The sequence below is a fragment of the Vibrio albus genome, assembly GCF_003144035.1.
Taxonomy (GTDB): Bacteria; Pseudomonadota; Gammaproteobacteria; order Enterobacterales; family Vibrionaceae; genus Vibrio; species Vibrio albus.
The window spans coordinates 36,976-50,269 of the sequence record NZ_QFWT01000011.1 but is presented as its reverse complement, the minus strand read 5'-3'; the positions used below and the strand labels follow the sequence as shown (position 1 = coordinate 50,269).

9 protein-coding genes are annotated in these 13,294 nt (G+C 46.5%); 2 read left to right on the top strand and 7 right to left on the bottom strand.

Annotation, left to right across the window (positions count from 1 at the left end):
• Nucleotides 1-18 precede the first annotated feature (18 nt).
• The 5 genes from DI392_RS17105 to DI392_RS17085 all read right to left on the bottom strand — a co-directional run bounded on the left by DI392_RS17105 (nt 19) and on the right by DI392_RS17085 (nt 7,515).
• The gene (locus tag DI392_RS17105; protein WP_109320921.1) at nt 19-1,941 is read right to left on the bottom strand and encodes a beta-N-acetylhexosaminidase; all 1,923 of its coding nucleotides are present in this window, start codon (nt 1,939-1,941) and stop codon (nt 19-21) included.
• Between the two features lie 14 nt (nt 1,942-1,955).
• Nucleotides 1,956-3,662, bottom strand: coding sequence for a glycoside hydrolase family 9 protein (locus tag DI392_RS17100; RefSeq protein ID WP_109320920.1), 1,707 nt, complete (start codon nt 3,660-3,662; stop codon nt 1,956-1,958).
• 28 nt (nt 3,663-3,690) lie between these two features.
• Nucleotides 3,691-4,701, bottom strand: a complete 1,011-nt coding sequence (locus DI392_RS17095) for an ABC transporter permease (protein ID WP_109320919.1) — start codon at nt 4,699-4,701, stop codon at nt 3,691-3,693.
• Between the two features lie 2 nt (nt 4,702-4,703).
• A complete protein-coding gene (locus tag DI392_RS17090) occupies nt 4,704-5,690 on the bottom strand; it encodes an ABC transporter permease (RefSeq protein WP_109320918.1) in 987 nt (328 codons plus the stop codon).
• A gap of 154 nt (nt 5,691-5,844) precedes the next feature.
• Nucleotides 5,845-7,515, bottom strand: a complete 1,671-nt coding sequence (locus DI392_RS17085) for an ABC transporter substrate-binding protein (RefSeq protein WP_109320917.1) — start codon at nt 7,513-7,515, stop codon at nt 5,845-5,847.
• Between the two features lie 678 nt (nt 7,516-8,193).
• On the opposite strand from DI392_RS17085, the gene DI392_RS17080 reads away from it, so the two are divergent.
• Nucleotides 8,194-9,525, top strand: coding sequence for a sigma-54-dependent transcriptional regulator (locus DI392_RS17080; protein WP_109320916.1), 1,332 nt, complete (start codon nt 8,194-8,196; stop codon nt 9,523-9,525).
• Between the two features lie 40 nt (nt 9,526-9,565).
• Here the strand turns inward: DI392_RS17080 and srmB are convergent, their stop codons facing one another.
• Together srmB and DI392_RS17070 are read right to left on the bottom strand one after the other, a co-directional pair.
• Nucleotides 9,566-10,795, bottom strand: coding sequence for an ATP-dependent RNA helicase SrmB (srmB, locus tag DI392_RS17075; RefSeq protein WP_109320990.1), 1,230 nt, complete (start codon nt 10,793-10,795; stop codon nt 9,566-9,568).
• A gap of 91 nt (nt 10,796-10,886) precedes the next feature.
• Nucleotides 10,887-11,606: a tRNA1(Val) (adenine(37)-N6)-methyltransferase gene (locus DI392_RS17070; protein ID WP_109320915.1), complete on the bottom strand. Its 720-nt coding sequence runs from the start codon at nt 11,604-11,606 to the stop codon at nt 10,887-10,889.
• 291 nt (nt 11,607-11,897) lie between these two features.
• Between DI392_RS17070 and brnQ the strand changes: the two genes are divergently transcribed.
• Nucleotides 11,898-13,214 carry a branched-chain amino acid transport system II carrier protein gene (gene brnQ, locus DI392_RS17065; RefSeq protein ID WP_109320914.1) on the top strand — a complete coding sequence of 439 codons (1,317 nt, stop codon included), beginning with the start codon at nt 11,898-11,900 and terminating at the stop codon, nt 13,212-13,214.
• The last annotated feature ends 80 nt before the right edge of the window (nt 13,215-13,294 follow it).

The window sequence follows — 13,294 nt, the reverse complement described above, 5'->3', positions numbered from 1 at the left end:
GGTAGGCCGGAGATAAGTTTATTTCCACGGGTCCCGGTAGCTGATTTCCCGCTTGTCTAGGTGAGGTAAATGTCCTTTGAGACGGCAAAGAAAATCCTCCCAGTTTTTTGTTTGTTTCTGACTCCAGGCAACTTCTGCTACAGCCAGTAATCGGGGGAAAAGCATGTACTGCATTCGTTGCTGAGTGGGTATGATTTCACACCATAATGCACACTGAATGCCGCGTATCTGCTGTCTGAATGGGTGGTCCTCCGGAATCTGTTCCAAAGGTGAGTAATGATAAACCGACTCTAGTGTCAGGGTTCCTGCCCAGTCGACGCCCGGTTCGTCCGGAGCATAGTCCTGAGCCAAATCCAGGTAGGTATACTGTGCCGGCTGCAATACCACATCATAACCGGCTCTGATATTCTCGAATGCAGAATCTTCGTTTTGCCATGGAAAGATGAGTGTTTGATGACTGACTTTGTTCCCGTAGGAAGCTTCTTCCCAGCCTAGCATGCGTTTACCTTTCGCATTCAGAGTCTGCTCTGCATGACGGAGCAGGTGCCCTTGTAGCTCTCTGGCATCACGATAGTCATGTTTCTGCATTAATTTCTGACAGGCTGGGCTATGTCGCCAAACACCGTCGGGAACTTCGTCTGCACCTATATGTACAAATGGCCCCGGAAACAGCGCGGACACCTCTTCCAGTACCTTGTCTATAAAGGTATAGGTTCCGGGAAGCGCCGGATTCAGTATGTTATCCCTGTAGCCCTGAATTGACAGGTAGGCAGAGGTATCTTCTGGTTCAGAAAGAAGCTCTGGTAGTGAACAGATCGCCGCCCGGCTATGGCCTGGAATATCGATTTCAGGTATGACGGTAATGGCTCGCTCACTGGCGTATTCGATGATTTCTCGTACTTGCTCCTGGGTGTAGTAACCGCCATATGACTCAGCTAAGTGAGTAAATTGTGGCTGAAGTGGTTGGTGGGGGCCTCTTTGACTCCCTATGTCAGTCAGTTCAGGGAAGGCTTTGATTTCCAGCCGCCATCCTTCATCATCGGTAAGGTGCCAGTGAAAGGTGTTGAATTTGTAGCAGGCTAACTGATCGAGCAGCTCTTTTATCTGCGCCACGGACCAGAAGTGACGTGCACAGTCCAGCATCATTCCCCGGTAACGAAACCTTGGCCGGTCTTGAACAGTTACACAGGGTAAGGTCAGGCTCTCTTCTGTCGTATGAGGAAAAAGCTGTAATAAAGTCGCAGCACCATACATAAATCCGGAAGAGCTGTTTGCCGCAATAGTGATCTGACCCGGAGTGATTTTCAGGGTGTACATCTGTTCATTTAAAACAGGACTGGTAATAAAACGGATACTTGCGGCAGTCGTTTTAGTGGACTGCTGAACCAAATGTATCTGGTATTGTTTGGCCTGAATCTTTAGCCATTTTGCCGCATGTTTGGCGTCATTACTTCCGATGCTGAGTTGGATTCGGGAAGACAAAAGGCAAACGTCTTCATGATGTATCAGGCTCTGTGGGGCCGGGATAACAGGGGCTCCTGTGTGGGTACATTCTGTTATCGCTGAACGTTTGTGATACGGCGAGAGCAAGGCAACGGATGTGACATCAACAGGCGTAGAGTCCCCACTCTCAGGGTGTTGAATAAAAGCTTCAATTATTCCGTCTGACAGATAACGGAAGGGAGCGGTATTGACACTGAACTCCAGATAAAAATGACCATTTGCAGTGAGCGTTGTTTCCGGACCGGGTTGATAAGTATAAAAGCTTCCGGTTCGCTGAATAGTCCCTGCCGATAAGCTGTCAGGCAGAATAGTGCGGCCAAATGAAAAACAAAGTGACCAGTTTTCAAGGTTGTGATCATTCAGGTTATGCAACGTCAGAGCAAAACGGCATTGTGTGTCTTGCTCCGTCAGTGCTGCAAGTTCTAAACGGTAGTTCATTTGAATTCCTTGTTTTATTCTGTCTCTGGTGTTGTTTGTGCGAACTGGAGGGTAATGGCAAGCAGATACCATCCAGCATGAGGTATCCACTGTTCACCCCAACGCCAGTTTTGCAGAATGTCATTTTTCTGAGCCGGAGGGTTGAAGGCGATGCCATCTTCATCGGAAAAGCCGCTGGTAATTCCATTGCATATTCCGCCTTTGGCGTTTGAAAAACCCAAGTCAGGTAAATAGTCCGGATTGTTATATCCATGCCCGTCTAGCATACACATGTCGTATGGATTAAGACCGATAATCCAGTTCAGGACATTTTGTGTATAGGCTTCAAGTTCGGCGTGGTGGACATGTTCTTTTGCTAACAAGGCCATAACCGCCAGTGAGGCTAACCGGGCATTTTCACCTTGCCACCAGTACTCTGATTCATTTTTGTGTGGCATAAAGAATGCGTCGCGTTTTACACCATCTGTTGACTGAGTATACTGACGTGGATATCCAAAAGGGTTAAAGACCTTTTGGGTTACAGTGATCTCAAAGCTAATTGCAGCACTTACCTTTGATTTAACATCATTTTTGATTGATAAATCCGGCTCGATATCGAGGTATTCGCATAAGGCTATCACAGGTAGACCGGCTTCCGCTGCGTGATAATAAGGGCGTTTTCCTTCTTCTGTTACGGCCCAAAAATCAGAAAAAAAGGCATCGGTGTGCTGACAGAGAAGGAGTTTCAAGGCCCATTCTCTGCTTTCAGCGAGATAAACATTTTCCTTAGTGGTTCGGTAAAGTTCCACCGATGCAAGTAGAGCACAGTACTGGTCAATGATATTTTCCTCACCATTATCCAGATAGGTCGTATTGTGCTCTTTAAGGTGCCAGTACCCGGTTGTTGCTGCTTGCAGGTAATCCTGTTGAGTAAACTCACCGTGGACGTCCAGCCTGGCAGCAGAAGACAGAGCTGCAATAGCCATTCCGCCTCCTTGTCGGAATGCCGCCTGATAGTCATCAGACTTCAGCCCTTCCTGAGTGGCGTAGGCACAAATCTCCCGTTGTTTAACGTCTTTGCTCCATTGGTCAAAGACGGTCATGTAGAAGAACCCGGACGGATCCTGCATACGCAGTAAGAAGTCTGCTCCAAACAGGGCTTCTTCAGTCAGCCTTAGCCGGAAAAAGGGGGCTAAGTCATCGCGCTCTTCTAAAAGTGATAATCCTTTCAGCATATTCCAAACAATCATGGGGGTCTGCTGTGGATTGAGGTAATTGGTGTAAGAAAGGTGACTCAGATACTTACTTACATCCCCGGACGCATCGTACCAGCCGCCATGGACATCCACCCTGTTTTCAGTGCCGAGCAGCGGTAGCATCCTGTCCTGACGATCAAAGGTGCCACTGCAACGCTGGGACTTAAAATAGTGGAGCAGATCGGAAAAGGTATGGCACATCAGTACGCCGTTACCTATTTCAAACCGGTGAGACTGGTATCCGGCCACCTCAAGGTAGTAGTGGCCCTTTTGGGTGAGCTCAGAAAAATCAATACAGCTGAAGTAACCCTGATGCCAGTTGGCAACACGGTTACTTTTTCCGACAGGATATTCAGCAATTATCTCATAGCTGTCAGCATCGTACAGGAACGCAACATCTGTTCCGGACAACGGTTGTGCTGACATCAGGACCGCCTGCTTGGTTCCTGACAGCTCATAGCCGATATGGTTGGTGAGTAATTGCATGTTTGTCATCCTGTGCTGTGTTGAATAATCAGAGAATTTTCTCTGCTGATAGCTCTGCTTCTGGAGCATTCTTCGCCTGTTCGGTCAGCTTTTTCCAGCGTTTCATCCCTTTGTTGGATCGCAACTGCGGGTTAGCAATTTCATCGACAGCAAAGTTAAGCAGAGCCAGACCGGTTACCATTAGAATGAGTGCCAGGCATGGTGCGATAACTTCCCACCAGGCTCCGATCAGCATTGAGGAAGAGGTCTGTACGTTGTACAGCATGATTCCCCAACTGACGGTATTCGGATCGCCCATCCCTAAGAAGGAGATTGTTGCTTCCATCATTACTGCATACATAACCGAACCAATGAAGCTGGCACCAACGATGGAGACTAAGTTAGGGAGAATTTCGACAAAGATAATGCGCCAGGAGGACTCACCCAGAACCTCTGATGCTTTAACAAATTCTTTTTCACGCAATGCCATTGTTTGTGCCCGTACGACCCTTGCTCCCCATGGCCAGGACATAAAGCCGATAACCAGAGCAATGGTGAGCGGCCCGGCTTCACCGATAAATGCAGCAATAACGAAAATTAATGGGTATTGAGGTATCACCAGCATGATATTCATCATTGCGGTAAGCACATCGTCGACACGTCCGCCAAAATATCCGGCCGAGACGCCGATAATGGTTGCGAGAATGCAGACGGTTATCCCGGCACCAAAGCCAACGGCCATGGATACCCGGGCTCCGTAGGCTAACTGGGACCAGACATCTCTCCCCATGCGGGTGGTACCCAGGGTATGATCCGCTTTTTTGGACAGGATGAGTGTTCTTCTGTCGGTGGCCAGATTTTCTGCCGTCCAGCCGTCAGGGTTGTTTTGCGCCGCCTTGACCACAAACGACGGGTATTCATGCGGATTACCGCTACGTCTGTCCGGTTCATGTTTGGTGATTAACGGAGCGGCGATACTGACAAACATGAACACGAGCAGAATGGATACCCCGGCTAATGCCTTGGGGTTACGCCAGATGAGTCTTAGTATGTCTTTCATAATTATTTACCTCCCTTGCGTAGACGAGGGTCAAGGAATACATAAAGCATGTCAGCAAGCAGATTAAAGAACAGCATAAACAGGGTCATGATCAGTAACTGCCCCTGCAGTACCTGATAGTCACGGGTTGTTATCGCGTTGAACAGCACTGAACCCAGTCCCGGATAGTTAAAGATAATTTCAATGATTAGCTGACCACCGATAGCCATGCCGAGAGACATAGACAGTGCCGTCACACTAGGTAGCATGGCGTTACGGGCTGCATAGTTAAATACTACCCGTTTCTCACTCAGTCCTTTGCCTTTGGCCATGGTAATGTAGTCTTCAGCCAGCAGGTTGATCATATTGTTACGCATGTTGACCAGAAACCCGCCTATCTGAATCACCGAAGCACAGAACAGAGGCAGGACCGCGTGGTAGGCCACATCTTTAATAAAGGCCCAACTGGTCCAGTCCGGAGAACTGCCTGCGGTATAGGCATAGCCGGTCGGGAGCCATTTCAGACCAACAGCAAAGATAAACATGGCCAGCATGGCGATAACAACCTGAGGGGCCGCCTGGATGATCAGCATGCCAGGAGTCACAATGGCGTCGTATTTGCTGCCTCGATGCCATGCTGCATAGATGCCCAGAATTGAGCCGATCGAGAAAGACAGCAGCACAGCACTGCCAGCAAGAAACAGCGACCAGCCGAACGCGCTACCCAGCAGGTCATTAACGCTGAGCGGATAAAACTTGATAGAGGTACCCAGATCCCAGCTCAGGATGCTTTTAAGGTAGGTGAAGTACTGTATATATAAAGGGCCATCGACAAAACCGAGCAGCTGTTTCATTGCCTCTATACGTTCAGGGGTTACCTGGGTTGTGGCATTTGCAAACATCATGGTCACTGGGTCACCAGGCATGGCCCGGGGAATAATAAAATTAAGGGTGATTGCGACTAACAGCGCAATCAGATAAAACGACAGTCGTCGTAAAAAATATCTCATAACTTACACCTTTACTCACCCAGTGGTCGGTACTGGATTAGGTTTGCTTTATTCAGGGCGCAACCTTCCCTGACGACTAGCGTCATACCATTGCTTTACGAAAGGGAAGGAGAAAGGGCGTAACTGCTTAATACGCCACTTTTGGTAATGTCGGTTACTTAACTGGTTTCAGGTCCAGTACATGTAGCAGACGTTCAGATACACCAGCCCAGACGCTTGGGCGGCCTTTAGGGTTGTTTTCATTCCACCAGCCGGTGAAACGAGTAGTGTTATACTGATACATCCATGCGCCAGACATAACCGGTACCGTAATTTGATTTTCGGCTACAATCTTCTGGATGCCATGGGCGATATTGAGCTGCTCATCGCGGTCAGCGGTTTTGTAGAAGCTGTCCAGTAGCTTATCCAGTTTGGTATTTTTGTAGAAATGCATAGCAAAACGAGGCATACCTTCACCACCCTGCAGAGCGGAGTTGTAAGCGTCATTCCAGTATTTATGCGGATCCGCACCATGGAAGTAGTTGGTATAAGCCACGTCATAGTTGCCCTCCAGCATAGACTGGTTGTAAATGGCAAACTCCGGAGTACGGGCACGGGCTTTGATGCCCACTTCCTGCAACTGTTCGACTGCCAGCTGTACGGTATTGTTGAAGTCGGTCCATCCGTTCGGCGACTGGATCAGCAGCTCGAATGACTTACCTGACGGGGTTTCAACATAGCCGTCGTCATCAATATCTTTAAAGCCAGACTTCTTAAGCAGTGCTTTCGAGCCGTCAACATTGTAAGTGTTATACTGCTTATATTTGTTGTGTACGCTTTCATCAGACCAGGCTTCAAAGGCATAACCAAGACCGGACGCAAAGTCATTAGTAGTACCACCACCGTAGAAGGCAATATCAATAATGGTCTGACGGTCAAGCGCCATTGAGAATGCCCGACGGAAATTAATATCGGTTAAGGCTTCTTTTTTGGCTGGATCCGGGTTCTTATAGTTCAGCATAAATGCCTGTGTGCCGGATGCCGGATACCAGTAGTGATGATTCGGGTTCGCCGCGGCATAGGTGCGGTCAATGTCCGGGATAAAGGAAGAGGTCCAGTCAAGTTCGGAATTAATAACTTTACCCAGTAGCTGGTCGTTGTTGGCAAGTTGTGGTACCCGCAGACAGTCGACATCCAGGTTATCTGCATCCCAGTAGTTCGGGTTGCGGCACTGGATATAAAGTTGTGGTGTGAAGGTGTCGATCTCGGTAAATGGACCCGTGCCGACAGGATTTTCATTAGTGAACTCTGTCGGATTCTTCACGTCTTTCCATACGTGCTCAGGAACAATAGAAATTTGAGCAATTTCATAAGGAAGGTTCGAGTTTGCTTCCGACAGGTTAAAACGTACCTGATATTCACTCAGACGATCGACTGACTTCACCCACTTGTTGATGCCACGCTGATCCAGTTCTGGATTATCTTCCAGTAGCTTATAGGTGTATACCACGTCATCCGCAGTGAATTTTTCACCGTCTGACCAGGTGACTCCTTTACGGATATCAAAAGTCACGCTCATCAGGTCGTCTGCCATGCGGTAATCTTCAGCCAGACGCATTACCGGGGTATTCCCTTGCATCTCGTTGAAAATGACCAGAGGTTCATAGATAAAGTCTGTTGTGGTATGCAGGTTTGTTGCCAGGTATGGGTTAAAGTTACGTACCATAGTTGGATAGAATTCAGGCACGATGGTAAGCTCACTTCTTGCTGCTTGAGCAGAGACACTTGTGACTGCTGTGGTAATAATGGCAGCTGCCAGTGCTGTTCTTTTGATATTGGCAAGCATAGCTGTTCCTTACTAATTGCTTTGTTTCACGAAAATGGATGATGAAAGTCATCAGTGATCCTTTCTCCTACCCCAAAGTATCAATTAGCACTTAAATAATTTTCAGTGATCAATGGCTTATGGGTGGCCTGTAGGTTCAAGGTTGAAATAAGGAAAGCACGGTATAACGAAATGGGTCAAACTTCGAAATCGTAAAAAACGTTAAAAGAGTCATTCCTCTCGTTATTTTTGTCAAAGTGCCTTATTAGCTATGAAGAATATTGGTTATCTGATGTGTGATATAAATCATGTTTATGTTTTTTTATGATTTAAATGTAAGTGCTTACTTTTGACATAAGGTCTGATTTTAAAGGAGGAAGTAGGAGGGGGACTAATAGGTGATAAAACTCACGTTGTCTGATTGGTATTAACGTCTTCTTAAAAATGTCAGGGCGATATTAATTGCGATTTCCGTCCCAAATTAGAGATAAAACAGGCTTGATTTTATTGTGTTGTGGTTATTAAACATAAAGTTATTTCTTCGAGAAAGAGGCGAGGGTAACTTAGACTTGAAGTTTTTTTACAGTGTGCTTAGTCTTAACTATGAGACAGAAAAACTGTCTCAGTATCGTTAATGTAGCGCTTGCTTAATTTTGTATTGATACAACGTCCTATATATATAAAAAAAAAGGAAAAAAAATGGGTACTCAATTCCGGATGGATTCTGTGCCGGGCTCTCTGGTTGTGGTTGGCGGCAAACACGAGCCTTGGTTATCTGTACTCGAACAGGCTGGCTGGCAATGTCAGCGCTGTGGCGATTTACGTAAAGCGGATACGCTTTTTACCGAGATAGGACCATGTATTGGTGTGGTCGATCTTAGCCATGATGAATTTAGTCTGAATGGCATTGCTAATCTGGTGAGCAGTCATAAACAGGTTCGGTGGCTTGCCTTCATACGGGAGTCTCAGTTAGGTTCAGACACTATCTGTCAGTTTATCGTTAATTTTTGTATTGATTTCTTTACCGCACCAATACCAGATACTCAGTTGCTGAGTACTATTGGTCATCAGCTTGGCATGCTTAAACTGGAAAAGAAAGTCTGGCCGAATTACGGACAGAAAACGGATATGGGGTTAATGGGGGATTCAATGCCAATTAAGCGCCTTAAAGATCAAATAAGGCGAATTGGTCCGACCGATGTCAGTATTCTTATTTACGGCGAAAATGGTTCAGGGAAAGAGACGGTTGCCAGAGCTATCCATGCTACGTCCTCCCGGGCCAAAAAACCGTTTATTTCCATTCATTGTGGGGCACTTTCTGAAGCCAGAATGGAAAAAGAGCTGTTTGGAAAGCGGCGGGAAGACGATGATCCCGTATCTCTGCTTGAACAGGCTCATGAAGGAACCCTGTTTTTAAATGACATTTTAAGTATGCCGAAGTCACAGCAGGCAAATTTATTGCGGTTTATGCAAGAAGGAAAGATTGAAACTCCGGAGGGAAATGTCGATCTGGATGTCAGGATTCTGGCCGCGAACTGCTTTGATATAGAAAAGGCTCTGGGGGAGCATGACTTCAACGAAGATCTTTATCATTACATTAATGTTCTGAGAATTAATGTACCTAGCCTGAAAGAGAGAGCGGGGGATATCCCTGTTTTAGCTACCCACTATCTAAGGGAGTTTTCAAAAGAGTACCACGCCCAGGCTGTAGAGTATTCTGACGAGGCAATGAAGGCCCTGACTCAGTATCTGTGGCCGGGCAATGTGTATGAGCTGATTAATCAGATAAAACGTGCTGTCCTGATGTCAGATGGGGCCATGATCAGCCTGGCTCAGCTTGATCTGCCTCAGCGACTGAATGGGAAGCGAACTCTGAAATCCATTAGAGAAGAATCTGAGCGTGATGCTCTTATTTTGGTACTTGAATCTCATGGCGGGCAGGTTTCACCGGCAGCTAAAGAGCTTGGAGTATCCCGGGCGACTATGTACCGTTTGCTGAATAAACATGGCTTGATTACCGAAGAGATGTAGTATTAGGGGCCTGAGTTCAGGCCCCTATTGGTAACAGTCTTTATTTTTTCTTCGCTTTGGCTTTCTTTGCCGGCTTGGTTTTGCTGTCAGGTTTGTTCTTTTTCTTCTTCTTAAACACTGGCTTTTTGTGTTTAGGACGAAGTCCGTCGATAAAGCGCTCTTTGATATCTTCTTTAATGTACCGGGAGATACGCTCCATCATTGGCTGATCATGAGCCTCAACCAGAGAGATGGCACATCCTTTTTTTCCTGCTCGGGCTGTACGGCCAATTCGGTGCAGGTAAACATCCGCGCTGCGTGGCATATCATAGTTTATGACATGGCTGATATCGGGTAAGTCTATGCCCCGGGCAGCAACATCGGTTGCCAGTAGTATATTAACTTCTCCGTCACGGAAACGGCGGATAGCATTATTACGTCGATCCTGAGGCATTTCACCCTGAATCCAGCTACAGGTGATTTGTTCACTTTCCAGTTTACTGCGCAGGTCTGCCAGGCGTTCACGTGTTTTGATGAAAACGATGGTCTTCTCTGCCTGTTCAGTGAGCAGGTGTTTTAGAAGTGCCTGTTTATGTTCCATATCATCAGCACGGTGATACCACTGAGATATTTTTTTTCTTTCTCTGCGGGATGGTTCTGCATCGATTCTCTCTGGTTCATTAAGAAGGTCTGCGGTAAACCCTTCCACACCTTTACCTTCCAGAGTCGCAGAAAAAAGCAGTGTTTGTTTCCGCCATCGACACTCGCCAGAAAGACGGTCTACGATTGGGCCGAATCCCATATCCAGCATGCGATCAGCTTCATCCAGAACCAGCCATTCAATTGCCCTGCAGTCGAAACGTTCTGCTTCAATGTATTCCATCAGGCGTCCCGGGGTTGCTACTACAATATCCTGAGTGGCAGCCAGAAGTTCGGCATGTTCCTGATACATAACACCACCGGTAATGGTGGCTATATTCAACTTGGTATTTTTTGCCAGCAGGCGGGCTTGATCTGCGACCTGCATTGCCAGCTCTCGGGTCGGAGTCAGGATCAAAACCCGAGCCGGGCCAGCCTGTTTCCGCGGAAAATCCTGCAGATATTGCAGAGCTGGAATAACAAAGGCCGCTGTTTTTCCGGTACCGGTTGGTGCCGATGCAAGGATGTCTTTGCCATTCAGTGCTTGCGGGATAGATTCAGCCTGAATTTGGGTTGGACGAGTAAATCCACACTCTTCAATAGCATCCAGTAAATTTAAATCCAGATCGAGTTCAGAAAAATTTTTGATCACAGAGGGATCTCCACAAGCAGGAAAGTTAAGAGGGCCATTTTGGCTCGGCATTATAGAGCTATCCAATGGCTACCACAATACGCAGACTGGATTACATTTTCAGATAAAAATCTTTAGTCAGCAGAATAAAAGCCTCACTATAGCCCTGTTTATTATGCACGATAAGTTCTTCTTCTGCGTAGCCGGTATTCTGTTTTGACAATTCAATCAGTAATCGATGGGCTGCTTTGTTTGCTGTCGGACGCACGCGACAGAGTCGGGTTAAATGCCATCCACTATCTTGTGCTGCCCGTATAAAGGCTTTTCCCTCAGTCAGGGGTAATACGAAATTGGCCCCGCCGTCATCTGTAATAAATTCTTTACATTTGTTAAGAAGAGACGTGTGCGAAAGGCTATGAGTGTGGCGAGCTATCGCTCTGCGTGGCTGTTGGGCTGGTATCCCAGATGTGAAGTATGGTGGATTACAGATAATCCCGTCAAACATTTCTGTGATGGCGACATCATTAATATCTGCATGGATAACAGAGAGTTTTTCGCTCCAGGGGCTTTGTCTGAAATTGTAGTCAGCAGCTTTAGCGGCTTGCTGGTCGATATCTATGGCCGTAATTTGTGCCTGCGGAAAGCGCTGGGCACACATCAGGGCCAGTAAACCTGTACCCGTACCTATATCCAGAATCTTGTTGCATCCGAAGAAGCGACTCCATCCCCCAAGGAGTACACCATCTGTACTGACAGGCATTCCGGATAATCCACCATAGATTGAGAACTGTTTGAAATGGAAATCTTTGGTCTTCTTTTTGTTTGTGTTCATAAAGTTTTACAAATTCATTACTTTTGAGAGTTTATGGCTGCTAATCTGTGATATATCAGCATTATTTATTGTATTGATTCTGGGGTCCTGGTCCGTTTTTAAACCTATATTCTATTCTTTTGTTGTTTTTGTAGTGTTTTGTTTTGCCTTTTTGTGTGTTTTATAGCGTTATATTGCGTTGTTTGCTGAGCTGTTGAAGATGATGATGAATTTATTCATCATGATTATAATATTTAGTTGAATATTCTAGTTTGTGTGTAAATTGCACTATATTGTCTTAAGGGTATCCTAGTGAATCAAAACCTAAAACTAACCGACATTATTGCTGTCGGCTTTATGTTATTTGCCTTTTTCTTAGGGGCGGGAAACATTATTTTTCCACCTATGGCCGGTCAGTTAGCCGGTGAAAACTTATTGCCGGCAATGTCCGGATTTCTTCTTACCGCTGTCGGCCTTCCTTTAATTACCATTATTGCCGTTGCTATCGCTGGTGGAACCTGGGATCACCTGACACAGAGTTTACCTCAACGGGCAGCAACTGCTATGGCTGTGTTGATTTTTGTTATTATCGGCCCTGCATTTGCGGCTCCGCGTACCGGGTTGGTATCGTATGAAATGGCAGTGAAGCCATTTATTACCGATGCTGCCCAGACGGATCTGACGCTTTTCTCTGTTCTGTTTTTTGCAGTCGCTATGTTTTTCGCCTGGTCACAGGGAAAACTGATCGACATTATCGGTAAGTTCCTTACGCCTGCGCTGTTTGTCGGCCTTATTGTATTGTCTGTGGGAGTATTTATTGACCCTCAGGGGAGTGCATTAGCACCACAGGGTGATTATATCTCTCAGCCCCTGACCACGGGCTTCCTTGAGGGATATAACACCATGGATACTTTTGCTTCCCTGATGTTTGGTATGCTGGTGGTGGATGTTCTGCGTAAGAAAGGGGTGAGTGATACCCGTAGTACAACCCGGTACCTGATCTACGCGGCGTTGATTGCGGCGGCTGGTCTGGCATTTGTGTACATTTCACTGTTCTATCTGGGAGCAACCAGTGGTGAGCTTATCGGTGGAGCCGATAATGGTGGGGTTATCTTGAGTGAATATGTTCAGGCTTTGTTTGGTCCTTCGGGTCAGCTTGTATTGTCCATCATTATTTTACTGGCGTGTCTGACAACCGCCATTGGTCTTGTGTCTGCATGTTCAGATTATTTCTGCTCATTGACTCCTCTGTCATATAAAACATGGGTCATCATTAATGGTGTGGCTTGTGCGACCGTTGCTAACGTTGGCCTGTCTCAGTTGATTACTCTTTCTGTCCCAGTATTATTTGCATTGTATCCTGTCGCGATTGCTCTGGTTATGCTGACACTTACCCGGCGTTTTCTTGCCAGTGCAGAGCAAGCTTATCGTGCTGTTATTGTCGTCGCATTTTTGTTTGCACTGATTGATGCAGCAAAAGTAGCTGGAGCGGATGTCACTCTGTTCAGCTTCCTGCCTCTGTTTGAATACGGAATGGGTTGGTTATTGCCGACGGTACTTACCTTAGTCGGTATGTTTTTCATCGGTACAAAACCGGAGACATCATTGACCGCAAATGTAAGCCAGTAACTAACTGGCTTGATGTCTAAACCCGTGAACTGATGAGCCCCACACGAATGTGGGGCTCTTTTTATTAGTAGCGAATATGG

Excerpts from the sequence above, each read along its gene's own strand:
- DI392_RS17085 (WP_109320917.1), bottom strand. The coding sequence starts at position 7,515 with ATGCTTGCCAATATCAAAAGAACAGCACTGGCAGCTGCCATTATTACC.
- DI392_RS17070 (WP_109320915.1), bottom strand. The coding sequence starts at position 11,606 with ATGAACACAAACAAAAAGAAGACCAAAGATTTCCATTTCAAACAGTTC.
- DI392_RS17090 (WP_109320918.1), bottom strand. The coding sequence starts at position 5,690 with ATGAGATATTTTTTACGACGACTGTCGTTTTATCTGATTGCGCTGTTA.
- DI392_RS17105 (WP_109320921.1), bottom strand. The coding sequence starts at position 1,941 with ATGAACTACCGTTTAGAACTTGCAGCACTGACGGAGCAAGACACACAA.
- DI392_RS17095 (WP_109320919.1), bottom strand. The coding sequence starts at position 4,701 with ATGAAAGACATACTAAGACTCATCTGGCGTAACCCCAAGGCATTAGCC.
- DI392_RS17080 (WP_109320916.1), top strand. The coding sequence starts at position 8,194 with ATGGGTACTCAATTCCGGATGGATTCTGTGCCGGGCTCTCTGGTTGTG.
- DI392_RS17100 (WP_109320920.1), bottom strand. The coding sequence starts at position 3,662 with ATGCAATTACTCACCAACCATATCGGCTATGAGCTGTCAGGAACCAAG.